Origin of the sequence: Enterococcus columbae DSM 7374 = ATCC 51263 (assembly GCF_000406925.1) — a bacterium.
GTDB classification, from domain to species: Bacteria; Bacillota; Bacilli; order Lactobacillales; family Enterococcaceae; genus Enterococcus_E; species Enterococcus_E columbae.
Window position 1 is genome coordinate 446,945 of the sequence record NZ_KE136348.1, and the last position, 26,640, is coordinate 473,584.

At 37.9% G+C, this 26,640-nt stretch carries 21 protein-coding genes and 1 pseudogene; 12 read left to right on the top strand and 10 right to left on the bottom strand.

Features of this window, described 5'->3' with window-relative positions; genetic code table 11:
• Positions 1 to 180: 180 nt before the first annotated feature.
• Positions 181 to 1,863 (top strand): acetolactate synthase AlsS, encoded by a 1,683-nt coding sequence (gene alsS, locus RK02_RS06955; RefSeq protein WP_016183550.1) that lies wholly within the window; start codon positions 181 to 183, stop codon positions 1,861 to 1,863.
• Positions 1,864 to 1,876: 13 nt separating this feature from the next.
• Complete coding sequence (budA, locus tag RK02_RS06960) at positions 1,877 to 2,578, top strand: acetolactate decarboxylase (protein WP_016183551.1); 702 nt, start codon at positions 1,877 to 1,879, stop codon at positions 2,576 to 2,578.
• A gap of 216 nt (positions 2,579 to 2,794) precedes the next feature.
• Here budA and RK02_RS06965 read toward each other — a convergent pair whose 3' ends face one another.
• Positions 2,795 to 3,292 (bottom strand): hypothetical protein, encoded by a 498-nt coding sequence (locus RK02_RS06965; RefSeq protein WP_016183552.1) that lies wholly within the window; start codon positions 3,290 to 3,292, stop codon positions 2,795 to 2,797.
• A 227-nt stretch (positions 3,293 to 3,519) separates the two neighbouring features.
• On the opposite strand from RK02_RS06965, the gene deoC reads away from it, so the two are divergent.
• From deoC to yaaA, 3 genes are all read left to right on the top strand, one after another.
• Positions 3,520 to 4,227, top strand: a complete 708-nt coding sequence (gene deoC / locus RK02_RS06970) for a deoxyribose-phosphate aldolase (protein ID WP_016183553.1) — start codon at positions 3,520 to 3,522, stop codon at positions 4,225 to 4,227.
• 442 nt (positions 4,228 to 4,669) lie between these two features.
• Positions 4,670 to 5,743, top strand: a complete 1,074-nt coding sequence (locus RK02_RS06975) for an alpha/beta fold hydrolase (protein ID WP_016183554.1) — start codon at positions 4,670 to 4,672, stop codon at positions 5,741 to 5,743.
• A gap of 62 nt (positions 5,744 to 5,805) precedes the next feature.
• Positions 5,806 to 6,534: a peroxide stress protein YaaA gene (gene yaaA / locus RK02_RS06980; protein ID WP_016183555.1), complete on the top strand. Its 729-nt coding sequence runs from the start codon at positions 5,806 to 5,808 to the stop codon at positions 6,532 to 6,534.
• Between the two features lie 366 nt (positions 6,535 to 6,900).
• On the opposite strand, the gene RK02_RS06985 is transcribed toward yaaA, so the two are convergent.
• Positions 6,901 to 9,933, bottom strand: a complete 3,033-nt coding sequence (locus RK02_RS06985) for a YhgE/Pip domain-containing protein (RefSeq protein ID WP_016183556.1) — start codon at positions 9,931 to 9,933, stop codon at positions 6,901 to 6,903.
• Between the two features lie 350 nt (positions 9,934 to 10,283).
• Complete coding sequence (locus RK02_RS06990; RefSeq protein WP_016183557.1) at positions 10,284 to 11,282, bottom strand: aldose epimerase family protein; 999 nt, start codon at positions 11,280 to 11,282, stop codon at positions 10,284 to 10,286.
• A gap of 267 nt (positions 11,283 to 11,549) precedes the next feature.
• Here RK02_RS06990 and RK02_RS06995 point away from each other — a divergent pair, with 267 nt between their 5' ends.
• Positions 11,550 to 12,347, top strand: coding sequence for a DUF1828 domain-containing protein (locus tag RK02_RS06995; RefSeq protein WP_016183558.1), 798 nt, complete (start codon positions 11,550 to 11,552; stop codon positions 12,345 to 12,347).
• A gap of 259 nt (positions 12,348 to 12,606) precedes the next feature.
• Here the strand turns inward: RK02_RS06995 and queA are convergent, their stop codons facing one another.
• Entirely contained in the window at positions 12,607 to 13,638 is a 1,032-nt protein-coding gene (queA, locus tag RK02_RS07000; RefSeq protein ID WP_016183559.1) for a tRNA preQ1(34) S-adenosylmethionine ribosyltransferase-isomerase QueA, read from the bottom strand.
• Between the two features lie 116 nt (positions 13,639 to 13,754).
• Complete coding sequence (locus tag RK02_RS07005; RefSeq protein WP_016183560.1) at positions 13,755 to 16,475, bottom strand: YhgE/Pip domain-containing protein; 2,721 nt, start codon at positions 16,473 to 16,475, stop codon at positions 13,755 to 13,757.
• Between the two features lie 221 nt (positions 16,476 to 16,696).
• Between RK02_RS07005 and RK02_RS07010 the strand changes: the two genes are divergently transcribed.
• Complete coding sequence (locus RK02_RS07010; protein WP_016183561.1) at positions 16,697 to 18,496, top strand: heavy metal translocating P-type ATPase; 1,800 nt, start codon at positions 16,697 to 16,699, stop codon at positions 18,494 to 18,496.
• Positions 18,497 to 18,693: 197 nt separating this feature from the next.
• Here RK02_RS07010 and trmB read toward each other — a convergent pair whose 3' ends face one another.
• The 5 genes and pseudogenes from trmB to RK02_RS07030 all read right to left on the bottom strand — a co-directional run bounded on the left by trmB (position 18,694) and on the right by RK02_RS07030 (position 22,280).
• A complete protein-coding gene (gene trmB, locus RK02_RS07015) occupies positions 18,694 to 19,347 on the bottom strand; it encodes a tRNA (guanosine(46)-N7)-methyltransferase TrmB (RefSeq protein WP_016183562.1) in 654 nt (217 codons plus the stop codon).
• 73 nt (positions 19,348 to 19,420) lie between these two features.
• Complete coding sequence (locus tag RK02_RS07020; protein ID WP_016183563.1) at positions 19,421 to 20,200, bottom strand: phosphotransferase family protein; 780 nt, start codon at positions 20,198 to 20,200, stop codon at positions 19,421 to 19,423.
• A gap of 103 nt (positions 20,201 to 20,303) precedes the next feature.
• The gene (locus RK02_RS07025) at positions 20,304 to 20,885 is read right to left on the bottom strand and encodes a DNA-3-methyladenine glycosylase I (protein ID WP_016183564.1); all 582 of its coding nucleotides are present in this window, start codon (positions 20,883 to 20,885) and stop codon (positions 20,304 to 20,306) included.
• 245 nt (positions 20,886 to 21,130) lie between these two features.
• Positions 21,131 to 21,331 (bottom strand): annotated as a pseudogene (locus tag RK02_RS12365) (IS1634 family transposase); the annotation flags it as partial.
• A 58-nt stretch (positions 21,332 to 21,389) separates the two neighbouring features.
• Positions 21,390 to 22,280, bottom strand: a complete 891-nt coding sequence (locus tag RK02_RS07030) for a ketopantoate reductase family protein (protein WP_016183565.1) — start codon at positions 22,278 to 22,280, stop codon at positions 21,390 to 21,392.
• 154 nt (positions 22,281 to 22,434) lie between these two features.
• On the opposite strand from RK02_RS07030, the gene RK02_RS07035 reads away from it, so the two are divergent.
• The 5 genes from RK02_RS07035 to RK02_RS07055 all read left to right on the top strand — a co-directional run bounded on the left by RK02_RS07035 (position 22,435) and on the right by RK02_RS07055 (position 25,808).
• Complete coding sequence (locus RK02_RS07035) at positions 22,435 to 22,986, top strand: TetR/AcrR family transcriptional regulator (RefSeq protein ID WP_016183566.1); 552 nt, start codon at positions 22,435 to 22,437, stop codon at positions 22,984 to 22,986.
• A gap of 222 nt (positions 22,987 to 23,208) precedes the next feature.
• Positions 23,209 to 23,751, top strand: coding sequence for a helix-turn-helix domain-containing protein (locus tag RK02_RS07040; RefSeq protein WP_016183567.1), 543 nt, complete (start codon positions 23,209 to 23,211; stop codon positions 23,749 to 23,751).
• A gap of 155 nt (positions 23,752 to 23,906) precedes the next feature.
• Positions 23,907 to 24,311 carry an IS200/IS605 family transposase gene (gene tnpA, locus RK02_RS07045; protein ID WP_016183100.1) on the top strand — a complete coding sequence of 135 codons (405 nt, stop codon included), beginning with the start codon at positions 23,907 to 23,909 and terminating at the stop codon, positions 24,309 to 24,311.
• Positions 24,312 to 24,327: 16 nt separating this feature from the next.
• Positions 24,328 to 25,470, top strand: coding sequence for an IS200/IS605 family element RNA-guided endonuclease TnpB (gene tnpB / locus RK02_RS07050; protein WP_016183568.1), 1,143 nt, complete (start codon positions 24,328 to 24,330; stop codon positions 25,468 to 25,470).
• A 146-nt stretch (positions 25,471 to 25,616) separates the two neighbouring features.
• Complete coding sequence (locus tag RK02_RS07055) at positions 25,617 to 25,808, top strand: antitoxin HicB (protein ID WP_143139382.1); 192 nt, start codon at positions 25,617 to 25,619, stop codon at positions 25,806 to 25,808.
• Positions 25,809 to 26,640 lie beyond the last annotated feature (832 nt).

A 26,640-nucleotide genomic window follows, 5' to 3' on the forward strand; every position in this document is an offset into this window, starting at 1 on the left:
ATAACCTGTCATGACAAAAACGTATCCCCTCACAAAGATTTATCCGTTTTCAAGAAATTTTCTAAGCAAAACCATTTACTTTTTTCAAAAACTAATGTTATAATGCAGTACGTCAAACAGATAAAACAATCTGTTACATACATAGAAACATTGATTTTAAAACAATTCAAAAGATTTATAATGAAAGAAGTGTTACAGTTGTCTAAAAAAGAAAAACACGGCGCAGATATCCTAGTTGATAGCCTAATGAATCATGAAGTTGACTATATTTTTGGTATCCCAGGTGCGAAAATTGACCGCGTCTTCGATACATTAAGTGATCGTGGACCAGAATTAATCGTTACTCGTCACGAACAAAATGCGGCATTTATGGCCCAAGCAATCGGTAGAATCACTGGGAAACCTGGGGTAGTAATTGCTACTAGTGGTCCTGGTGCAAGTAACCTAGCGACTGGTTTGGTTACCGCAACAGCTGAAGGCGATCCAGTTTTAGCCATCGCCGGTCAAGTAAAACGTAGTGATTTATTAAAATTAACTCACCAAAGTATGGATAATGCTGCTTTGTTTAAACCAATTACGAAATATAGTGCAGAAATTCAAGATCCTGAAACAATTTCTGAAGTATTTGCCAACGCATATCGGATGGCTCGCTCTGGTCAAAAAGGAGCTAGCTTCATCAGTATCCCTCAAGACGTTGTCGACAGCAAGGTTGTTGGTGAAAGCATTCGTCCATTAAGTAAACCACGTCTAGGTTCTGCTTCTAAGGAAGATATTGCTTACCTAGTAAAACGCATTAAAGAAGCTAAATTGCCTGTCTTACTAGTTGGGATGCGTGGTTCTAGTGAAGCTGAAACCATGGCAATTCGTAAATTAGTAGCCCATGCGAAATTACCAGTTGTCGAAACCTTCCAAGCAGCCGGCGTGATTTCTCGCAAATTAGAAGATTCCTTCTTCGGTCGAGTAGGGCTTTTCCGTAACCAACCTGGGGATATGCTATTAAAACGCAGTGACCTAGTGATTACAGTCGGTTATGATCCAATCGAATATGAAGCACGCAACTGGAACGCTGAAAAAGATGCAAAAATTATCGTCATTGATAAAATTCCAGCTGAAATCGATCCATACATGCAACCAGAACGTGAATTAATTGGTAGCATTACCGATACCTTATATCTATTAAGTGAAGCTATTGCTGATTACGAATTACCAGCTGATTCATTAGAATACTTAGAAGGGCTACAACAAAAATTAAAAGAACGAGATATGGTCCCTTCTGAAACACATCCAGAATTGTTACATCCGCTTGAAGTCATCGATGCCTTACAAGCTTTTGTTGATGATTCAATGACGGTGACTGTTGATGTGGGTAGCCACTATATTTGGATGGCACGTCATTTTAGAAGCTATGAACCACGTAAATTACTCTTTAGTAATGGGATGCAAACGCTAGGGGTTGCTTTACCATGGGCAATCTCAGCCGCATTGGTTCGACCAAATACACAAATTGTTTCTGTATCAGGTGATGGTGGTTTCTTATTCTCAGCCCAAGACTTGGAAACCGCAGTTCGCAAAAAATTAAACATTATTCATATTATTTGGAATGACGGTCGTTACAACATGGTTGAGTTCCAAGAAGAAATGAAATACAATCGAGCTTCCGGCGTTGACTTTGGTCCAGTTGATTTTGTAAAATATGCTGAAGCCTTTGGTGCTAAAGGAATTCGTGTACACGATGCTCAAAGCTTTGCCGAAGCTTTACAAGAAGGCTTAAATACTGACGGTCCTGTGGTAATTGATGTACCAGTTGATTACTCAGACAACAAGATGCTAGGAGAAAAAATGCTCCCAGACCAATTCTATTAAGAGGTGACCTATGATGGCAGAAAATACATTATATCAATACGGTACACTCAGCTCACTTTTAGCTGGGGCAATGGATGGCAGCAAATCAATTAACGATTTATTAAAACACGGTGATTTTGGGATTGGTACGTTAGATGGTTCTGATGGCGAATTGATGATTATCGAAGGACAAGCCTTCCACGCTCGTCAAAATGGCGATGTCGTCAAGCTTTCAGGCAATGAAACTGTCCCTTATGCAGCAGTCACCTACTTTGATCCTGAATATCAATTCCCTGTGGTAAAGGATAAATCTAGTCAAGAAATTGGTGATTTGATTTACACTCATTTAACTAGTGTGAATTTATTTGCGGCAATTCAAATCAAGGGTACTTTCAAAAAAATGCATGTACGCGTAGTGCCAAAGCAACAAAAACCTTATCGTCCATTTTCAGCTATCGTTCAACCTGAATTCCGTGCTGAAAATATCAGTGGGACTATTGTTGGTTTTTACACACCTGAATTATTCCATGGGGCTGCAGTTGCGGGTTATCACCTACATTTTCTATCAGATGATGGTCAATTTGGTGGTCACATTATGGACTACGAATTAGAAAAAGGAATTATCACCATGCAAACAATGACTGAATATACTCAAGGTTTCCCAATGGTGGATAACTTCTTAAACACTACCTTTGATGTCAAAGAATTATTAAAAGAAATCGAAGTATCTGAATAAATGAAGGATGACTTATCCGTCATATAACATAATCTATATTTCGTAAGTAGTTGCTCCCTCAAACGCCCCTGAGCTAGTAAAAGCTCTACCGGTTTTTCCACTAGCTCAAGTGCTATTTGGTTCGGAGTTAACCAGCTTACTGCACATTCTTAAGATAAAAGGCTCCTTACTGCTACTACCATTCTGTAAGGAGCCTTTTTTTCAATGATTTACTATTCAATACTCTACACGAAGCAATAAGCCAAATTTTAAAGCTGGATTCACTAGATAATAGCTATCCACACCACTACGCTGATAACGATAATAAAGAGTTGATCCCTCTTTTTTTAGTTCATTGTAAGTAAATAGAAAAGCTTTAACATCAAAATTTTTATTATAATCTAGCTGAGTATCATCCAGCCTATGAAAAATAGACATCTCCTCCACTCCAGCTATTTCATCGTAGGATACTTGCTTCATTTTTAATTTATCAAGAAAAGCAAATTTTCCCTGCGTGGACAATTGCCAAATCTGTATATTCTCTCCATGTGGACTGCCTATTTCACGAAAAATACGGGAAGTATGCAAATGCTTGGTCTGCATATCACTCAAAATTTCTTGACGAACCTCTTCATATGCTCGATTATCAATATATCGACTGCCAAACTGAAATACCAGCATCATAAATTCAATGAAACACAGGCTGATTAAAATTTGAATAACCCTTTTTTTCATCTTCACACTCCTATCTTTTTTCTAAATTCTTCTATCCACTGCAAGAAAACGATACCAAAAATAATTTTTACTAGCAATCCTGCTTTGAAATAACTAGATTATCTTTAAGCTTTCTTATAATTTAGTAGCATCTCAAAACATATTCTTCCTTTTATTATTTGATTTTTTGAATAACCATTCATTGACAGCGCTTTAGGAAAGTGTATGATAAAGTCGAGGTGATAAAAATGGAACCAACACTTTTAGATAATTATGCACGAATGATTGATCATACTAATCTTCACGCGGATGCAACTAGCGCCGATATGCAAAAGCTCTGCCAAGAAGCAAAGGACTATCATTTCAAAATGGTAGCGATAAACCAAGTCCAAAGCCAATTATGCGCCCAAGAGCTTATTCATACTGACATCCATGTCGGGGCGGCCATCGCTTTTCCACTCGGTCAAACTAGTATCGCTGCCAAAGCCTTCGAGGTGCAAGATGCGATTCAAAACGGGGCGACTGAAATCGATTATGTCATTAATCTAACGCAGGCCAAAGCACATAACTGGGCCTATCTTACCAAAGAAATGCAAACGATTGTTGCTATTTGCCGGCAACATGAAGTCATCAGTAAAGTGATTTTTGAAAATTGCTATTTAACCGACGAGGAAAAAATCGCCCTTTGCCAAATCGCCAAAGAAGTCGAACCAGATTTTATCAAAACTTCAACCGGATTTGGAACAGGTGGTGCTACCGTTGAAGATGTTCAGCTAATGGTCAAGCATGTCGGTGAAAAAGTCCAAGTCAAAGCTGCTGGTGGCATTCGCGATGCTAAAACCTTCAAAGCCATGATTGCTGCCGGTGCAACCCGTATCGGCACTAGCTCAGGTATTGCCATCATCGAGGAATTGAAAAAAGAAGCCGGTAATCATACCGATGCCTTTACCATCTAAGCATAGATAGCTTACATTATTAACAACTAAGTCCATAACCTTCGCCAAATTTGCTCAGTAGCAACTAATTTGGCAAAGGTTTTTGTTAAAAAATGAATAACAAACCCTCAAAAGCTGAGGATTAACGCTTGGAAACAGCGAAAGTTGAGGGAAATAATTAAACCTGTTCATTCTCCATCTTTTTCAACTGTCGACAAATTGTCGACAATTGACTTTTTCCTACTCTATCATTCCTTTATAGCACAATACCAAGCATTGCGTAAATTTTTACTCTTCGTAATTCTAAATACCCTTTCTTTTCTTCATTCCCGTCAAAAGAACTTATCTATCCATAACAAAAATACCTCTGTTTATTCGTATAATTTTGGTGTATTTTTTTATATTATGTTAGAATAAGTCTAAGAAATCAAACCATTTTCTGTAATGATTGGGAGGGATTTAAATGTTCGTTCTACTAACTATTTTGACTAACCTACCTTTTTGGATTTTCATAATTATTTTGCTTGTATTGATATTACTTCCACAATTTGCGGCGCGAAATCAACAGCAGCAATATAACAAACTAAAAACAAGACAAGCGACTCGTCAAAAAGAGATTCGCGCAACGGTCATCGATACAGCTGATGACGGTGTGGAAACTATTCGTTTAACGACAATTGATAGCTTTGTGCTTACGGCTAAGCTTTACCCTGTCAATCAACCTAAAGCTTTAGTGCAGATGATTCATGGCGTATTAGAGCATAAAGGACGCTATGAAGACTTCATTCGTTATCTAAATAAGCAAGGCTATGCAGTAATCATCAGCGATACACGTGGTCACGGCGAATCGATCAATCCTAAATATCCTCGTGTTTCTATGGATTTAGTCGATGAATTAGTGGATGATCAAGTTCTGATTTCTCATTATATCAAGCAACGTTTTCCTAAAAAAGAGCTTTATCTTTTCGGTCATTCACTAGGCTCCATGATTGCACGTAATTATTTACAAAAGCATGATAATGAAATTCAAAAGCTCGCCTTAACTGGAACCGTCATGGCCTATCCACTAGCTCCCATCGGTGTCTTTTTAGCAAGAATCATTGTTTTTTATTTTGGTAAATATGGACATAATGCCTTATTAAACGCACTCAATCCTGGCAAAAATGACCAGATAGATTGGATTAGCTATAACCAAGAAAACCTTGATGCGATTGCGAAAGATCCACTTTGTCAGCATCGGCTAACCAATATTGGGATTTTAACCATGTTTGATATCAATGCTCGTTTGAAAAAGATTCAGCAATTCCAATGTCAAAATCCTCATCTCCAAATTCTAAGTGCAACTGGCTTTGATGATACTATGATTACCGGAGGCGAAAAGGGATTGGAAGAGACTATGGATACCTTGCGTACTATCGGTTATAGCGATATCACCAACATCGTCTATCCTGAAATGAAGCATGAAGTCCTACAAGAGACCAACAAACAACGCGTTTATCAAGACATTGTTGATTTTTTTGAACAAATGGGCTATTAATAACGCTTGATGCCTACACTTTTTATATAGAAATACCTATCATTGTTTGGAGTGATGTTTTCTTGATTATTTTATTACCCACAGCTAAAGAATTAAATACACAAGTTATATCTGTAGCTGAACCGTCCCAAAAGCTATTGACCCAAGAAATTAGTCAAGCCTTTGCTAAGCTATCCGTTGAAGAACTAGTGGCTATTTACAAAATCAAAGAATCCCTAGCACAAGACGTTTATCAGCAGTGGCAAGCGATTGTAACCCATCAAGCACAGTATTACCCAGCCTGGGAATTGTTTGACGGCTTAATGTATCGACAAATCAAACGAACAGGTTTATCCGATAAACAACTCAATTATGTGGATAAGCATCTATATCTAACCTCGGCACTGTATGGTGTAATTGGTGCAACCAGTGGAATTGCGCCGCATCGTCTAGACTTTCAACAGCGAATCAAAATCAATCAACAGTCGTTAAAGCAAAATTGGCAACCCTACTATGATGAAGCAGTCCAAAATGAAACACCTATCCTTTCTTTACTCTCCAGCGAGTTTGACGAGGTCTTCAGTAAAGAAATACGCAAAAATTTCTATCGGTGTCTTTTTATTGAGAAAAAAGCGGATAAAGAACGCATTCACTCTACGATTTCTAAAAAAGCGCGTGGAAAGCTGGTCAATTGCTGTATTCAAAAACAACTACAGACAATTGATGAAATTAAGAAACTTACTTTTGATGGCTTTTGCTTTCAACCTTTGCGTTCATCTGAACACGAATTGGTCTTTATAAAGAATGCTTAGCTTGGACCAATATTCCTCGAATTTTCTCATATCTGGGCAAGCTACTTCACAACTATATGAATCCGTGTTTTGCGGTTAGCTACTCGGAAAATAAGCTAGCACGACAAAGAATTTTCTTACCCTAAGTATTCTCGTCGTGCTAGTGACTTATTTTCTCGTAGCTGTGCAAACCACCAAACAACTATACGAATCCGTGTTTTGTGGTTAGCTACTCGGAAAATAAGCTAGCACGACAAAGAATTTTCTTACCCTAAGTATTCTCGTCGTGCTAGTGACTTATTTTCTCGTAGCTGTGCAAACCACCAAACAACTATACACTATAAAAAAACGCTAGTAGTTTTTTTCAACTACTAGCGTTTCTGTGTTTTACCATAAAGTGTATGAGCTTTCTTCTTCGGCATATTTACCGTTATAATCGTCATCTAAGAGCTTTTGGTTTTCGTGTAATTGTGAGTAACCAGCTAACCCTTTGCGATATAGATATTGCATCGCTAAGCCTAATAACATGACAAAGATAACTGCCAAGATGAATAAAATTAACATTGAGTGACGATATAAGGTTTCGCCTAGACCTGTTGAAATTGCTTGTCTTAAAGCATAAATCGAGTAAGTCATTGGCATAAATGGATTCAATACATTATAGAAATGACTGGTTAATGGCATTGGGAAGACCCCGCCAGCTGAACCTAATTGGAAGACTAATAATAATACTGCAATAAATCGACCTGGATTATCAAAAGTCATCGCCAAGAACATAATCATAAACATAAATAACCATGCAGTAATAAATAAGGTTGCGTAGAAGTTAAATGGTTGTTCTACGGTTAAACCAATCATTCTCATAATCGTACCGATGATTAACGCCATCATTGTAGAAACAATGAAGCCAATCGTCAATTTACTCATAAACCATTGAGTAGCGTTACTGTTTTTGCGATCAGCAATTTTTCTAATCGGATAAACAAAGTTAAAGACTAGACAGCCCACATACAAGGAAACACTCATAAAGTATGGTGCTAAAGCATGACCATAGTTTGGTACTTCGCTGTATTGTTCATGAGTTGTCTTATCTGGTGAAGCAATCATATCAGCAGTCTTATCACTTAAATGAACGGCTTGGATTCGTTTAGCTGCTTCATCTAGCTTGTTCGCTAATTGCACATTGCCATCTTTGACCTTGTTTGAACCATCAGCTAGCTTATTCACGCCATCAGCTAAAGTTGGGATTTGACCATTTAAAGTAGCAATGCCATCACGTAATTGTGAAGCACCACTATTTAATTTCGCTGAGTTAGCGTTTAGTTTTTGCATACCATCGTTTAATTGCTTGCTACCATCAGCTAATTGACTGGCACCACTTGCTAGGGCTGGCATTTGCGCTTGCATTTGACCTAATCCACCGGCAATTTTGCCTGCACCTGAGCCTAAGTCAGTTGATTTGCTATTCAACACATTCAAGCCATTATTTAACTTGTTACCGCCTGCAGCTAATTGATTAATTCCATCTGTTAAGGTTGGTAATTGAGCTTGCATTTGCTTCATGCCACCAACAATCTTAGTAGCACCACCAGTTAATTCACTAGTTTTACCATTTAAAGTAGCTAAACCACTATCTAAAGCCTTGCTACCATCAACCAATTGACCGATTCCATTACTTAATGCTGGTAATTTTGCTTGGACTTGAGTTAAACCAGCAGCAACTTGAGCTGCACCAGGAACAGCTTCCTTCTTAACTTTCAATGTACCATCAATTAATGAAGTTAAACCAGCCGTTGCTTGATTGGTATTGGCTGCTAATTGTTGTGTAGCAGTAGCTAAACCACTAATTTGGGTGGTATCAATAGTTGGTAAAGCACTCACCACTTGGCTTAATTGTGTTAATTGTCCACTAACAGCTTGTAAGTTTTGCGTAGCATTACCTAGCTGTTGCATTGCTTGAGCATTACTTGTGCCAACTGCTTGCTCAATCAATGTAGTTAAGTTTTCAGCAGATACTGTCACCATACCATTTTCATTTGGTAATTGTGCTACTACATTCGTAGCTACTTGCTGCGGACTTGCAGAAAGTACTTGATACGCCCCTTCAAGATTTGCTCCTACATTTTGCAAATTGTTTGCAACTGTTGACATTTGCGCTTGTAATTGGCCTAATTGCGCAACTGGTAAGTTACTTAACGTTGGCAATACTTGATTAATAGACGTGATATATTGTTGTACGCCATTAACGTATTGTTTTAATTGAGCAGCTTTCGTTTCATCAAATGCATCTGTGCCTGCTTTCAATTGGTCAGCTAACAGCTTAGAACCATCAGCCAATTGATTAATTCCCTCAGCAAGCTCAGGTAGTTGACTTTGTAAAGTCTGTAAGCCATTAGCTAATTGACCACTACCATTTCCTGCTTGGGCTACACCATTTGTATAGGCATTTAAGCCAGTGACAAACTGATTTCCCCCATCAACTAATTGGTTTACACCATCAGACAAGCCGGGCACTTTATAGCTTAAAACCTTCAAGCCATCAGCCAATTGACTGCTACCAACATAAGCTTGGTGCACACCATCCGTATATTGATTGACCCCATTCGCTAAAACTTTACTGCCATCTGCTAATTGATCGACACCACCTACTAAAGCAGGAACCTTACCATTTAGTGCTTGCAAGCCACTTGCTAATTGGGCGCTACCTCCACCAGCTGTACCGACACCAGCTGTATATTGTTGGACTCCGCTAGCTAACTGACTGCTACCATCCGCTAATTGGCTCACCCCACTAGTTAAAGCAGGCACCTTGTCTTTAACAGTAGCTAAACCATTGGCTACTTGGCTTGAACCATCAGCTAATTGATTCGCACCATCAGCGGCTTGATTCATGCCAGTACCGACTGTTTTAACCATCGAAATAATGACATCTGCATAAGATTTGGTGACTTGTTCGCTGACCTTAGCCTTTAGCTGTGTCATCGCATTTTCACTAATTACTTCACCTAAGAAGTTCAAACCACCATTCGTTTCATAGGTTAAATCCATTTTTTCAGGATCAGTATCTAAAACGGAGGCAGCATTCTTAGAAAAAGTCTTCGGAATTTTGACGATCATATAGTACTTACGATCTTTCAAGCCCGTTTTAGCTTTTTCACTAGAAACAAAATGCCAATCTAGGTCATCATTTTTCTTTAATTCACTGACTAACTGATTGCCTACATCGACTTTTTTGCCTTCAAGGCTGGTTGGTTGATCCAAATTGACCACCGCCACTGGTAAGTGACTGATTCGTCCATATGGATCCCAGATTGATTTTAGGAAAATGCCTGCATATAATACCGGCAAACACATAGCAATAATTACTGTTGCAAACAGTAATTTATTGCCCATGATTTTTTTCAGTTCTTTTTTAATCACTGTTTTCCACCACTTTCTTTATTTAGTTTTCAAGGAATCTAATCGGCTTATGCCACAATCTAAAAAGCATTGACACTTTTTAGTAAGGAATCTGTGTAACATTGACAGATTGCTTTTCTTCGTTTTCATAAAATTTTCATAAACAAAGAAAATCCTACCTACGAAAGCTATTTTACTCACTTCTATTTCCTTTGCAACTAGCCTTACGACAAAAACGAAAAAGTGTCTAAACAGGGATGCTATTTGCTTGCAATTTGGCTAAAAACACGATTTTTTTCTGCCTTTTTGGATCAAAAAAATCCCCAGTAAGCTAGAAAATGCTAGCTACTGAGGATTGAGATTTTTCGATTTTATACTTGTAAGTAATCAATATGATAAGTGGTTGCTGAATGGAAGGCTTGTTCAGGGCGTAGGGTAATATCGCCATATTGAGCGAATTTTTCCGCACCTGGAATGCCTTGCGTTTCAATAGCGATTGCCCCACGTACAGCCATCGCACCATTTTTCATCAAGGTTCCTTCTTCGTGAGTACCTGTAGTATAAATCACTACCCCGGGTGCATCCGTCGTAATTTGTAAACGTACCTTTTCATCTGGACTGACTAAAACTAAATCAAAATCTGCTTCATGGGTTAACATAAATGGATCGTCCAATTGGGTTTCACCAATAGTTTTTAGCTCTCTAAAGTCAAATTTTGTTCCTTCAACTGCCGTTTTCGTTCCAGTAGTGGTTACATCTGGATTAGTCGTTGCTACTTCTTTGGCATTGACTTGTAAAAAGTGACTATTAATCGGATTAGACTCGCTACCGGTTAAGTTGTAGTAACCATGGTTGGTTGGATTATAAAGCGTTGGCTTATCTGTTGTCGCATCATAACGAATGGTTAAATTATCTGCATTATCTAAGCTGTAGGTGACCTTAGCCTGAACCTTTCCAGGGAAGCCATCCTCGCCATCTTCATGCGTTAAACTAAAGATCACCCCAACCTCACCATCTTTTTCATACGTTTCAGCTAACCACACACGATTATCAAAGCCATTGGAGCCAGAATGTAAGGTATGTTCATTATTATTGGTTTCAGTAACGAATTTTTCTCCATCAATTTCAAAATAGCTTTGGCTAATGCGACCGGCTACCGGACCAATTGTTGCCCCAAAGTAGCGCGCTGCTTTTTGGCCAGCCAAATCAACTGGTGAAGCCACAATATCGCGCACGCCTTCTGTTAAAGGTACCTTAATGGCTAAAAGACGTGCCCCGTATGGACTAAGCACGACCTCTAAATCATTGTTATTTGTTAAACGATAAACTGTTTCAAAATGCTGATCCTGCGCTTGAACTACTGATAGCATTTCTTTCCCTTCTTTCCTTGTGAATTCACGACATCCTATCAAAAAATAAAATGTATTTACGATTAATTGAGTTATGTTTAGGAATACAATTTTTATTTTACACTTTTATTTGTAAGCGTCAACAATTAACTAAAGCAATTTTTCTTTTTAGAAAGGTTGCGCAAAAAATCAAAACGAATTTCGGCATTCTATCCAAAAAGCGCATTAATCACAGGGAATATTTTATTTACCGAAGATTTGGTATAATGGTGAAAAGGAGAATGAAACATGCCTACTTATCTAACTGACTTACAAAAAATCTACTACGAGTGGATGACACAGAAAATAAAGTTTACAGCTAAAGAAAACATAGTTATTATCAATACCCCTTTTGTAGATAATCTTAATGACAATATTCAATTAGTAGTCGAAAAAATAGAAAATGACTACATCATTTCTGACGATGGTTATACCCTTGACGAATTAGAGCTTACTAATCCGTCTATTATTAAATTCGGAAAAAGAAAGCATTGGTTTAATCAAATTTTATTTAATTTCGGAGTGAAATTAAATGAAGAAACAAGAGAACTATATATTCGCTTTCATGATTTAAATGACTTTCCATTGATACAAACTCGATTGATTCAATGTACTATACAGGTTGCCGATTTATTCTATACAACAAGAGATAAAGTAATCAATCTTTTTTCAGAAGAAGTGGCGAATTTTTTTCTAGAAATGGATTTACCAATTACGCAGAATATATTGTTTAGAGGAAAATCTGGAGCTGATGTTCATTTCGATGTTGCGATTGGAAAAACCAAATATCGGAATCAATGTGCGATTAAAATAGTCAACAATCCTATTAGCAATGCGTATAAGCTACCACTACTAAGCATCATTGATACCAAAGCTTTAAGAACGGATACAGATTTTCTTGTGATTGCCAATGATGAAAACAAGCTGTCAGATAAATTTAAAGCGGTGTTCAAAAACTATGAAATTCCCATTTTACTTTGGTCTAATAGAAGAAATTGGATTGAACATTTTAAAATGAATAAAAGAAACACACCTTCTAGCCAATAATTGAAGGTGTGTTTCTTTTTAGCTTTACACTTTTGGTTAAACAGATAATAATCATTCAACTAGTCGGCGATAAGTAGTTAAAATTTAGTAAAAAAGTGTCGGGATATTTTTCATCTTTCGAAAATTTATCCCGACAATATTCCGACTAAACATAATTTCCGGTCATTTTTTATCAATAATCATTTTTAAAATTTTATTTGGATGCTTTATTTGCTAATGTTTCTAATCTTTGTATGTTGATGAAACAACTAAGACAGACTTACTTCACAAACATGGCGTCGCCAAAACTAAAGAAGCGATAGTTTTGTTCAATGGCGTGTTGATAAGCAGCCAAGACTTTTTCGCGGCCGGCAAAAGCGCTGACTAACATGACCAGGGTTGATTTTGGTAGGTGGAAGTTGGTTGAAAAAGCATCGACCACTTTAAATTCATAGCCTGGCGTAATAAAGATATTGGTCCAGCCACTATCAGCTTGAATTTTTCCAGCAAATTTGGTGCCGATAGTTTCCAAGGTCCGGATCGAAGTCGTACCTACTGCGACAATGCGACCACCGTTAGCTTTTACCTCATTTAGTTTTTGCGCAGCTTCTTCACTTAAGCGATAAAATTCACTGTGCATTTCATGATCCGCGATATTTTCCACACTCACTGGTCTAAAGGTACCTAAGCCTACATGTAAGGTTAAATAGACTAATTCTACCCCTTTTTCCTGAATTTTCGCTAATAATTCTTCAGTAAAATGCAAGCCGGCTGTTGGGGCTGCTGCTGAGCCGTTTTCTTTAGCATAGACTGTTTGATAGCGATCAGGATCTTCTAAGCGTTCTTTGATATAAGGCGGCAGTGGCATTTCACCTAATGACTCTAAAATTTCTAAGAAGATGCCCTCATACTGAAATTCAATAATACGTCCACCATGATCTAATTCTTCTTTGACCACTGCTTGTAAGCGACCATCGCCAAAACGAATCACCGTGCCCACCTTCGCACGTTTGGCTGGTTTAATCAGCGTTTCCCATTCATCATTTTGGGTATTTTTCAGTAAAAGTAGCTCTAAATGTGCGCCTGTTTCGACCTTTTCACCGTGCAATCTAGCTGGCAATACCCGAGTATCATTCATCACCAAAGCATCGCCTGGCTGCAATTCATCGATGATATCGTAAAAATGCTTATCCTCTACTGCTCCAGTTTGGCGATTGAGCACCAATAATCTTGAGCTTGTTCGATCAGCCAAGGGAGTTTGGGCAATTAATTCTTCTGGCAAATGAAAATCAAAATCTTCCGTTGTTAACATTATTCTTCTCACTTTCTGTAAAAAATCTGCCTTTTCATTGTAGCACATTTTGGCTCATTATTCTAATGAAGCAACAGTCGTCCTAAGCTAGCGAAAGCTTATAAAAATTTGCTAGCTTAATGGAAGAAATGACTGTTTTTCGTCCGTTGATTAAAATGTTGGACCCAGGCATTGTTTCTTGGGAAGAAGATTGCCCCTAAAATGATAAATAGACCGGCAACAATCAGTAAAAACAGATAATCCACATGCGTATTTGGCCAGTATATGCCCCCTGTTGCTTCTCTTAATAGATTCACTGCATAGGTAAAGGGCAACCAAGGATTGATCCATTGGAAAAAGGCTCCTGAAACCTGAATGGGGTAATTTCCTCCTCCACCAGAAATCGAAAGCACCAAGATTACAATTCCGATGCCTTTACCGATGTTCCCAAAAAGGCTCACCAAAACATAAATCATCGACATAAAGGCTAGGCCAATGAGCAGCGTAAATAAGACATATAGCACTGGCTGTTTAACAGAGACATGTAAAAGATAGAGATTACCGAAAACGACAATAAGACTTTGGACTAAAGCAATCGTTAAAAAGCTGAGCATCCGAGAGAAGAATTGTTCTCTTAAAGTAAATTGTTGCTTTTGTTTCTTTTCAAGATAAACACTCGTCGTAGCCAAGCTAGAAAGCAGCAAGGAACCTACCCATAGACAAAGGGCGGTATAAAACGGTGCACTCGCCGAACCATTATTTTTGATTGGATAAAAGGCTTGGGTTTTTAATACTACCGGCTCTTTGAAAAAGTCGGCTTCTTTTTGAGCATCTACTCTAAGCAGACGAATCAATTCCGTTAACGAAAGCATTTGTTGGCCCTTTTGTAAGGATTGCGCAGATTCTTGGATTCCCTTACGCACAATCGGCCAATCATTCTGAATAAATTGATTGATTTGGCTAAAGGCATTTTGCACCAAAGGCATTTTAGCATTTAGCTGATTAAGTGTCTGTGTATACTCACTTTCCAAAGTAGGTAAATCCTTTTGGACAAATTGACTCGCCAACGCTAATTTTTGTTGCACATTTGGCCAATCCTTTTGATAAAAAAGGGTCGCTTGATTCAATCCTTGGACCAAGCCCTGATAGTGTTGGTTCATAAACACTTGTAGGTCTTGGAATTTTTGTTGATAGCCAGGCAAATCTTGTTGGAAACTTGTTAGTAGCTGCAAGCCTTGTTGTAAAACTCTCTGGGTTTGATTCATAAAGTCAGCCCAATTCACTTGCTGCGCCTTTTCTAATAAATCTTGACCGTTTTGGAGCAGCGGTAAAAGATCCGTTAAGGTTTGGTTGATTTGGCTAGCGATTTGCTCAGGATCGATTGCTTGTAGCTGGCTTAGGACTTGTTGATTTAGCTGTTGTAAATCAGTCACTGCTTGCAACATTAACGGGATACTTGCCTCTGCTGATTGCAACACTTGAACTAGCTGATTACTTTTGGCTTGCAATTGATCCATAACATTTACGGCCTGTTGTAAACGAGCAATAGTAGACTGAAAATCCTTGCCACTATTTTTTTGCAACGCTTCAAAATAGGCGATTTGCGTAGCTAGATGCGCTTTTTGCTGCTCTAACTGCTGATTCATCCTAGCTAATAATTGGCTAAGGACCTGTTTTTGCTCGGCAGTTAAGCCGGCTTGCTGCGCTTCTTTTAAGGTTCGGGCAATTTGGGCTAAGGCTTGATCAAAGCTATGGCCAAAGCTTTGGGCTGCTTGTAAATCTAAGACCACACTTTGCGTAATTGCTGGTAAAATTGCTTGAAAATCCTTAGCAAATTGACTGGTATTGGCTAAAAAGCTTTGAGCTTGCTGATTCAATTGACTTAATTGCGGTAAAATTGCTTGCAGGTTTTGAACAATTTGTACCGCTTGGGTTAACGAGGTAATCCCATTTTGCATTAATTGATTCACTTGAACAAAGTCTTGATTGAATTGGTCCATTTTTCCTTGAACACTTTGAAGCTGTGGCAAGTTGCGTTGTAAGACTAATAGTAGCTCGCCAGCTTGATTGATTTGATCAACGTGCTGATTCGCCAAAACGACCTTATCAGCTAGCTGATTGACTTGCGGAAAATAATTAGGTAACGACTGTGCGAATGCAAATTTAGCAGATAAATCAGGTAATTTGGCCTCTAACGCTTGGAGCTGAGCAATATAGCTATCCATTTCAGCTAAATGATCATTGGTGTCCAGCACTAATTGACTCAAGCGCTCAATCTCATTGAAATGTTTTTCCAAGGAGATGCCGGCTTGGTCCATGGTTTCAGCTAAAATTTTGCTCGAGGTACCGATAAAATTATCCGTAATCTCACTTTGAAGTGTTGAGGCACCTTTATCGGTAATTTTTGGCGCAATCGCATTAATTTTGGCATTGTAATAATAGTCGATGCGCGGCTTTTGAATTTTGCCATCAATAAAACTGACTAAATCCTTAGAAAAATGACTAGGTAAATAAATGCCGGCATAATACTTACCTGATTGTACGCCATTAGTTAATTGCTTCTTAGAATCCACAAAGACCCAGCCTAGTCGATGATTATGATGGAGCTGTTGAATCACTTTTTTACCGATAGCCAATTGCTGATGATTCAACTTCACGCCTTGATCGGCACTATACACAGCAATCGGCAAATCACTGGTGTTACCATAAGGATCCCAGAGCGCTTTGATATTAAACCACGCATACAAAGAAGGCAAAATAAACATGGCGATTAACAACAATGTCGCAGTCGGTACGCTAAAAATCCGTCGCCAGTCAAGTAAATATAAGGAAAAAATATTTTTTAATTTTGTTAACATAACTCCACTCCATTTTTTTAAATTCAAATGCTTCTAACCCTATCTTACCAAAATTTTTTTAAAATAGCTTGTCTTAACCTTTTCGCCCTATTTTAAAATAATTCTAATTGATAACCTTTATCAATTGCATATATTAACGATTATCGTTCTCATTTAGATTATTTTATTATCAATTAGAATTTTTAGGTGGTATACTTTATTTGAAAAGGGGATGGAAAACGATGTCCAATCAAAAAAAATTATTGATTACCATTACTATCGGAATCATCGCATTGATTCTTCAATTTATTTTTAATCAGCCCATCTATGCACGTTGGTTAGTTAGCATTATCAGTAGTCTCATCGCATTTAGTATGTTGGTTGAAATGATTCAAACATTAAGAAAAGGCAATTTGGGGGTTGATATTTTAGCCATCACTGCGATTGTGTCTACTTTAATTGTTGGTGAATATTGGGCTAGCTTAGTTGTCTTGATTATGCTAACTGGTGGAGAATCACTAGAAGCCTACGCAAGCAAGCAAGCCAACCGAGAATTACAAAGTCTGCTTGACCAAACGCCAGAAATTGCGCATGTTTTACAAGGCGGTCAAATGGTCGATGTCGATTTAAGCCAAATCAAAATCGGAGAAAAAATTCTGGTAAAACCAAATGAAATGATTCCCATTGACGGCATTTTACTCAGCGAATTTGCTACGATTAACGAAGCCTCGCTAACCGGCGAATCCTTGCCAATTGAGAAAAAACAAGGGGACAATTTGCTGTCTGGGGCGGTCAACGGAGACCAAACAATTCAGCTTAAAGTCAATAAATTAGCCAGTGATAGCCAATACCAACGCTTGGTTCAATTGGTTGCCCAATCTAGCGAAATACCTGCAAGCTTTGTCCGTCTAGCCGATCGCTATGCTCTACCTTTTACTTTGATTGCTTATCTCATCGGTGGAATCGCTTGGTATCTATCTAAAGATCCCGTCAGATTTGCTGAGGTCATGGTGGTCGCCTCTCCTTGTCCTTTAATCTTAGCTGCACCGATTGCCTTTGTCGCTGGTATGAGTCGTGAAAGTCGCTACGGAATTGTGGTCAAAAACGGTAGTGCGATTGAAAAATTGGCAGCGATCCAAAATATCGCCTTTGATAAAACCGGAACGCTCACTTCTGGAATCTTACTGATTGATGAAATTCAGCATGTTCCGTCCATTAGCACCGAACACTTTTTGCAAATTGTCGCCAGCCTTGAACAAAATTCTACCCATATCCTTGCCCGGAGTATCGTAGCAGAATGTAAGCATCGACAACTATCTTTACTAGATGTACAAACCATCAGTGAAATTAGTGGTCATGGGATTGAAGGCGTCATTGACCAACAAACATATGCGATTGGTAAACCAAGCTTTATTCAAAAAGGGCTACCTGCACAACTGCCCCAACAAACCAGTGTATTCGTCGCTAAAGAGGGGGAATTTCTCGGCTATTTAACCTTTAAAGATACCCTGCGTAAAGAAGCCCCACAAACCATTGCAACCTTAAAACAATTTGGCTTGCAGCATCTTATTATGGTAACTGGGGATAAATGGCCGGTTGCCAAAAATATTGCTGAGCAAGTGGGCATTGCCCAAGCCGATGTGTATGCAGAATGTCTACCAGAAACCAAAATCGAAAAAATCAAAGAAACCATCGCTCAAAGCGGATTAACAGCAATGGTCGGCGATGGGATTAATGATGCGCCTGCCTTAGCAAGTGCAAGTATCGGTATTGCGATGGGAGCACACGGCGCAACTGCTGCCAGTGAAACAGCCGATGTGGTGATCTTGCAAGATGATTTATCCAAGGTGAGTAAAAGTATTGAAATCGCTCGTCAAACAGTCAGAATCGCCAAAGAATCGGTTTGGATTGGCATGATCGTTTGTACCCTCTTGATGTTTATTGCTTCAAGTGGGATTATTCCGGCATTTATCGGTGCGATGTTCCAAGAAGTCATTGATGTTGTGGCAATTATTAGTGCATTGCGCGCACACAGAAACTAACGCCAAAAGTCCCAAGCAAACGTTGCTTGGGACTTTTTTCGGATGATTGTAGCTGTGCAAGCTACTTCACATCCTTTTGTTGACGGTGTTCAGTAGCTAGACATGCCGAAAATTCGCCTCTCCATTGAGAAAATCTCAACTCTTTTTTGATTTTCTCATTGGAGAGTAACACTCGAATTTTCACATGTCTGAGCAAGCTACTTCACATCCTTGTTATTAAACTGTGCTTCGACACGATAAATACGTTGACCACGACTAGAGAATTTTTCTTCGTATTCGGTCATGATGTTACCTTCATAGTTGCTGTTGTGTAGGTCGAGCCAGACTTTTTTTAAGGTCATGCCGTATTGTGAGAAGCTGGCAAGAGAATATTCAAATAAGCCTTGGTTGTCGGTTTTGAAATGAATTTCGCCATTTGGTTTTAAAATTTGCTCGTCTACTTCTAAGAATGTGCGATAGGTTAGGCGGCGTTTTTCGTGACGGGTTTTTGGCCATGGATCCGAGAAATTCAGATAAATACGGTCAATTTCATTATCAGCAAAATACTCAGTTAAGCTAGAGCCATCGACATGAAGTAGTTGGACATTCGGTAATTCTTCAGCCAATAATTTATCTAAAGCAAAAGAAACCACGCTGGTCTGGATTTCTACACCGATATAATTAATCTCAGGGTTGGCTTTAGCCATGCCAGTGATGAACTGACCTTTTCCCATCCCGATTTCAATATGAATAGGATGATTATTGCCAAAGCGTTCATGCCATCGTCCTTTAAATGTGTGGGCTTCGTTAACAACATATTCTGGGTGGCTAGCAATTAATTCTTCTGCACCTTTACGTTTTCTAACTCTCATTGGTTTTCCTTTCTCAGTCAAATAATTAGAGGGTAGAAGTGCCCTTCTATCCTCTAGCGACATTGATTTATTTTTATGTACGATAAATTCGTTTCAATTGAATAATTTCGCGATTGGTTTGTACAAAATCTCTTTTTAAAACATTTTTCTTTACTTCTTGTAAAATACTCAATAAAGCATACCAGTAAAGCTTTTCCATGTATTCGCCATCAGGCTGTACGCCATAGCTTAATAGCCACTGACTCCAATTGCCTAAAGGGAGATAATGACCTAAAATCGTGGCAATATCCACTGCTGGATCTGCAAACATGATGGAATCCCAATCGACCAGATACAAATAATTTTGGCAAACGAGCCAATTACGATAATTCACATCACCATGAACGACCGTCGCATCTTTAGGCTGAAAAGCTGGGATATTTTGGCGTAAATAGTTCAAGACCATATTCAAAAAAGAATTTTTGGCAATCTCTTTTGGAAGATTCGCTTCATAAGCGGCTAACATATCACTTGGCGAACAAATCTTTCCACCAATCTTGGCAAGCATATCATAAAGTGACGGTGAGTGATGAAGATGATACAACACATCGATCACATCATTGCGTTTCCCTATTTCATCTGCCTGCAAAAGCCGTCCTTCCAACCATTCCTGCGCAGTCAGGGTATCCCCATTGCCTGTACGCTTCGTCCAAACTAGCTTAGGCGTGATGCCTTCTTTAGACAGAGCCGCTAGCATTGGCGTGGTATTTCGTTTGATAAAGACTTTTTCTTGTGCACGCAAGCCAATAAATGCTTTGCCTGTATCGCCTTTTAATGGTTGCAATTGCCATTCGTTATCCAAACGAATCTGCATCTGGGTACCTTCCCTTCATTTTAACAGTAACTATAATTTTAGCCCCTCTAAGAATAATCGTCAAGTAGCTAGGCAAGAAAAGCAAGAAAATAAGGCTGTCTAACTACAAATCGACCTGAGTTTGTTGGACTAATTCACCGTAACAATCACAACTAGTCAAATGGTCGTTTACCATACCGATTGCTTGCATATATGAATAGATTGTCACTGGACCGACAAATTTAAACCCACGCTTTTTTAAGTCTTTGCTAATTATTTGTGCATACTTATCTTGCGTAGGAACCTGTTCTAAGCTTGTCCAATGATGATGGATAATTTTGCCATCAGTAAATTGCCACAAGTAACGCGCAAAAGAGCCAAACTCCTGCTGGATAGCCATGAAGCATTGGGCATTATGAATCACTGCTTGAAGCTTTAAGCGATGACGAATAATTTTAGGATTTTGAACTAAAGTCGCTACTTTTTCCTCAGTAAATTGGGCAATTTTTTGATAATCAAACTGCGCAAAAGCCTCCGCCAGACTCGCTCGCTTATTTAAAACAATCGACCAGCTTAGCCCTGCTTGCATCATTTCTAATACTAAAAATTCAAATAAACGCTGATCATCGGTAACCACTCTGCCCCATTCGTGATCATGATAGGCTTGCATTAACGGACTACTCTCAGCCCAAGAACAACGTGACATGAAACCCCTCCTTTAATAAGCTTTTCCACTATAATAGCACATAACTTAATCGAAAGAGAGACCCTTTATCGGAGCTATTTTCAAAATTTGCGTAGTTAATAATGAAAAGGAATCATAAATTATAGGAAGAACCATGCTAGAAAAATCGACACACGTATCAACACGTGTTCTCGAGTTTTACAGTTGAAAGACGATAAAACTCCCCTAATGCCTGATATTACAGCGTTTAGGGGAGTTTATTTATGCTATTTCATTTTCGTACTTTTTTCTGATTGAACAACTCGAGAAAATTTTTTCAAATATTTTTGAGTAATTATTTTTCTTGCTACATTAAATCCAAAAGTATCCATCAAATCATCAACTAAATCTGTTCGCTCAAAAGCTGGTGTATAATTCGTTCCACCAAGATAAACAAGATTCATTTTTCGTAAAGTTTCAATGATTTCACCAAAGGCGGGTTTTTGATCGTCTATAGAGAGAGTTTTAGCATATTGATAGATTTGGCTAGATGTCTAAAATGATACCCAGTTTCTTTGCATCTGCTTTTATTTCTTCTACAGCATATCCTGGTTTGAAATGGTTATGGCTTTGAGCCATATGCATAGGAGTTCCCGGCTTGTAGACCAGGTTCTTCATAACTGAACCCATGAACTTTGGAGGTATTATGCTCATGGCGATTAGAAGGACGTTCTTCTTCACTCCCTTTGCCTTAAGATATGGACTCATTTTTCGTATGTTGAGAACCATGTGGGAGAGTGCTTCACTTGATGAGATTGCCGCTTCAAATCCACCTACTTCTGCAGCTGCTCCTTCCATGGCAGCATTTGCTATATAATGCAGGAAGAGCCATCTGGAAATATCTTTTTGTAAAGAAACTTTGAAATCTGCGCCTTTGAATAGTTCTATGATTTCTTTTTCCCTAACGGTTGGATTATTGCCTGTACAGCCGATTTCTACTGATTTCATTAAAATTCCGTATAAATCGTTTTCCTCATATCCCCCTCCGGCTCCTGGAAAACCAAATACTACATGATTTGCAGGAATTGAACCAATTGCTTTGGATATATCCCTTCCATAGTTGCAGAAGAAAAGCAAGGTGGCATTTCCGATTCTGGGAGTCAGATAATCGATGGCGATTGAAACTTGCTCTGGGTTAATGCTTAGGAATATCAAATCATAATCGTGTTTAATTGGGATTTCATCAATCAAATTAATGTTCCAGTGAAACTTCAGATAATCTTTGATACGACCATCATATATTGTGGCATTGACGCCTTGTTCATAGATGTCTTTTCGTTCTTTTCTTACGTAAAAATCTACTGTATGTCCAGCTTTTTCTAATGCCCATCCATATTGTGATCCAATGGCACCTCTTCCAAAAATTAATATCTTCATGACTTGAGTTCTCCTTTACTGTATGAGTGTTGAATAATCAACATATGTTCGATATTCTAATCATATAGACAAGAATCACTCGAAACAATAGTTAAAAGTGTGCAGATGTTGAAAACTGAACAAACTGATAAAAGTGTTAATTAACAGGAGTGCTATGGATAGAAGAGTAAAGCGTACAAGAAAACTGATTTTAGAGACTTTCATGGATCTACTTAGAGAAAAGGGATTTGAAAAGATTACGGTAAATGATATCGCAGATAGGGCAGACATTAACAGGGGAACCGTTTATCTTCATTTTTTAGATAAGTATGATATCCTCGAAAAATGCATAGATAAATATGTGGATGAACTATTGTCACAGTGCAGTGATAACGAAGATATTCACCTTCAAGAGGACGCCATGGGAAGGGTGTTCTCCTATTTGGAGGAACATATAGAATTGTATAAATTACTTCATGAAAATGATAAGTATGGAATATTTAGAAGAAAGTTTACTAATGCTTTGCTAGGTCAAGTTTCAATTGCTATGGCTGTAATGCCTGAAGAAATTGCCAGCTCTTATGAAATTGCATCGCAGTTTTTGGTTAATGGCCTTCTTGGAGTAATAGAGTGGTGGATTAGTAGCGATATGCCATGTAGCTCCGAGGAAGTAACCGATAGATTGTTAACTTTTCTAAAACCATTTACAGATTTTATTCCAGCATAATAAAAGTAATTGATAGGGAGATATCTGTGTGACGAATAAGTTTTTAGATAAGTTTAAATTCTTATTTAGTGAACAATAACAAATTATAATTTAATGTGATTAAAACAATGGAAATAGTATTAGACAAGCTTGTCTAATGGCATAAATACGACATTTCTCGCTTTGTGTCGTGTTATGTAATAGATGATTAGGATAGTCTGTTGATGAAAGGAGGAAAGCAAAATGGACCAAAAGAAAATTGGTAGTTTTCTAAAAGAACTTCGAAATGAAAAGAATGTCACACAAGAACAATTGGCAGAAGTACTTAATGTATCAGGCAGAACTGTATCTCGTTGGGAAACGGGAAGTAATATGCCAGATATTAGTATTCTTGTTGATATTGCAGACTATTATGATGTAAGCATTTCGGAGATTATCAACGGAGAAAGGAAAAGCGAGATTATGAACAAAGAAGAACGAGAAATTGCTAAATCAATGTCGGATTATGCAACTGCGGAAAAAGAAACTATATTTAAGAAAATGAAAACGTTAAGCATAACTGGGATTTGTGCTGTGGGAATCTATTTATTTTTGCATGAAACAGGTATATATGCATCCAGTGAGTTGCTGGGGAGAATAACAGGATATTTTGAAGCATTAATATTTGTTGTGGTTATATTGATGGCTGTGTTTTCTATAGGTTCATTAGGAGAATTACGTAGAAAATCTATGAGAATATTCCTTTATGATAATGTCCCTGCACCATATAGACAGATTTTAACGTAATTCAGGCAGAAGTCGCCCATCCTCTATAGATGGGTGATGAATGCCATTCGGTATGAGGGTTACTGTTGGTAACTCGAAGACCGACAATACATTACATGGTCTTTTTATTTCGTTCTATGTTATAATCAGTCTATATTAGAAATGAGTGATATAAAATGGAATTAGATACAAATAACCATTCAGTCTTCCTTCTTTATTACCATCTTATTTTAGTAACGAAATATCGCAGACAAGTGATAGATGATGACATATCTGATTATGCTAAAGCTACTTTTGAAAGAATTTCAGAATCGTATCACATTACTTTAGTGGAGTGGAATCATGATAAAGACCACGTTCATATTATGTTCAAAGCTCATCCTAAAACAGAATTGACAAAATTCATCAACGCCTATAAAAGCGCTAGTTCAAGATTGATAAAACGTGATTTTCCAAGAGTCAAACAGTTTCTTTGGAAAGAAATGTTTTGGTCTAAAAGTTTTTGTCTGTTGACGACTGGTGGAGCACCAATTGATGTGATAAAGAAATACATCCAAAATCAAGGAAACAATCATAAATAGAAAGCAGGTGAACTTTGTGGAACGACTAAAAGCGTACAAATTCAGAATCTATCCAACAGAAGAACAAGAAATCTTCTTTGCCAAAACTTTCGGCTGCGTTCGTAAGGTCTACAATCTAATGCTTAATGACCGAAAAAAAGCATATGAAGAAGTTAAAAATGATCCTTCTAAAAAAATGACTTTTCCAACACCGGCTAAATATAAGAAAGAATTTCCATTTCTGAAAGAAGTCGATAGCCTCGCTTTGGCCAATGCCCAACTTCATTTAGATAAAGCATACAAGAATTTTTTTCGGGATAAATCTGTTGGCTTTCCACGTTTCAAAAGTAAGAAAAATCCTGTTCAGAGTTATACAACGAATAATCAAAATGGTACAGTTGCTTTGATTGATAGTAAATTCATAAAAGTTCCTAAATTGAAATCATTAGTAAGAATTAAGCTTCATAGACAACCAAAAGGGATGATTAAATCTGCTACAATATCACGCCATTCTAGCGGTAAATACTATATTTCTTTGTTATGTAAAGAAGAAATTAGCGAGTTACCTAAAACCAATTCTGCCATTGGTATTGACTTAGGTATTACAGACTTTGCGATTCTTTCAGATGGACAAAAAATTGATAATCATAAATTTACGTCCAAAATGGAAAAGAAATTAAAACGTGAACAACGTAAGTTGTCTAGACGTGCCTTATTAGCTAAGAAAAAAGGTATCCCTTTATCTGAATCTAAAAATTACCAAAAACAAAAACGCAAGGTAGCTAGATTGCATGAAAAAGTAATGAATCAACGTACTGATTTTCTGAATAAGTTAAGTACAGAAATTATCAAAAATCACGATATTATCTGTATTGAAGACTTAAACGTAAAAGGTATGTTGCGTAATCATAAATTAGCAAGAAGTATTTCTGATGTATCTTGGTCTAGCTTTGTGGCTAAGTTGCAATACAAAGCGGACTGGTATGGACGTGAAATCGTCAAAGTGGATACGTGGTTTCCGTCTAGTCAGATTTGTTCAGAGTGCGGACATAAAGATGGCAAGAAATCGCTCGATATTCGAGAATGGACTTGCCCTATTTGTCATACTCATCATGACCGTGATATCAACGCTAGTATCAATATATTGATTGAAGGTCTAAGAATACAAACTTCAGCTTAGGCACAATCAAAAAAACCGTAGGAACTACGGGGATAGCTTGGTAAATAAGAGAAACCGCTGTTAGTGAAGAAATAAGCTATCAAGTATGCTCTATTCCCAAGAAGCTCCCACTTCAAGCGTTAAGAACCGTTAGGTTTAGCTAAGTGGTGAGTAGTTCACTTAGCGTGAATGTCGCTGACTATCTCAATGACAAGGAATTGGTGAAGAAAACTTTGTCCATTCCTATTTTGGCAGATAAACTAGGCAAACGGATGGGCATTAATTTTTCCGTGCTGCTAACCGAAACGATTAGTCAGCAAGCGGATGAATGGCTTACTCCACAGGCTAAAAAGCAGTAATTCCTCAATAGTAAATCAACTCTAAACAATTAAATCATTACAACTGGTAAGTGACTATCCAAAAAATAAGCTAGCTAGTGAGCGTGTCCATTAATGGATTATCTGCTCACTAGCTAGCTTTTATTGATTTCGTTTTGGACTAGGCTACTTGATTAGTGACCAGCTAATTCAGTAGCTTGTTACTCGCTTTTTTGAGAAGTGATGCTTGTTTATGATTGTTTGCTATGGCAAAGGTCTGAATTACTCTCTGGACAAGCAAACAAGTGACCAGCTTGCTGGCTTTGCCCATTAAGTAATCGGCAACTTTTACCTAAAGCAACAGCTATAAACACATTACGCTCAAATAAGTCTTGCCTTCCATTGTATTTGATTAGTGACCAGCCAATCAACATCAATAAAGCAAACAATCCTTGTATCGCAAGCAGTAACCCTAGTCAAAACTTTTAATTGTTTATTTACTGATTGCTGGATTGTTTAACATAAAGCAGACTAGTAGTCCTCTCTTTTTAGTGACCAGCTAAAAATAATGGCTAACTACCCTTTCTTTATCTTCATTCCAACAATACTGTTCTAAAAGAGACTTACTATTTGGCAAATAGGCTGACGATTCTAATTAGCCTAAATAGTGACCAGCTATCTAAACAAGGATTGAATCTTAAGCCCTTTAGCCAATAACATAAGTAACGAATGAAAAATCTTTTCCAACAAACCATTGCGCTACGAAAATAGTATTCAGCTAGCTCGTTTTTTGCGCTTAGAAAACGAAAACTTAACTAAAGGCGATTTTCGTTGCTAATCTAAAGTTTACAGGTATAAAATCATTGTTACCGTC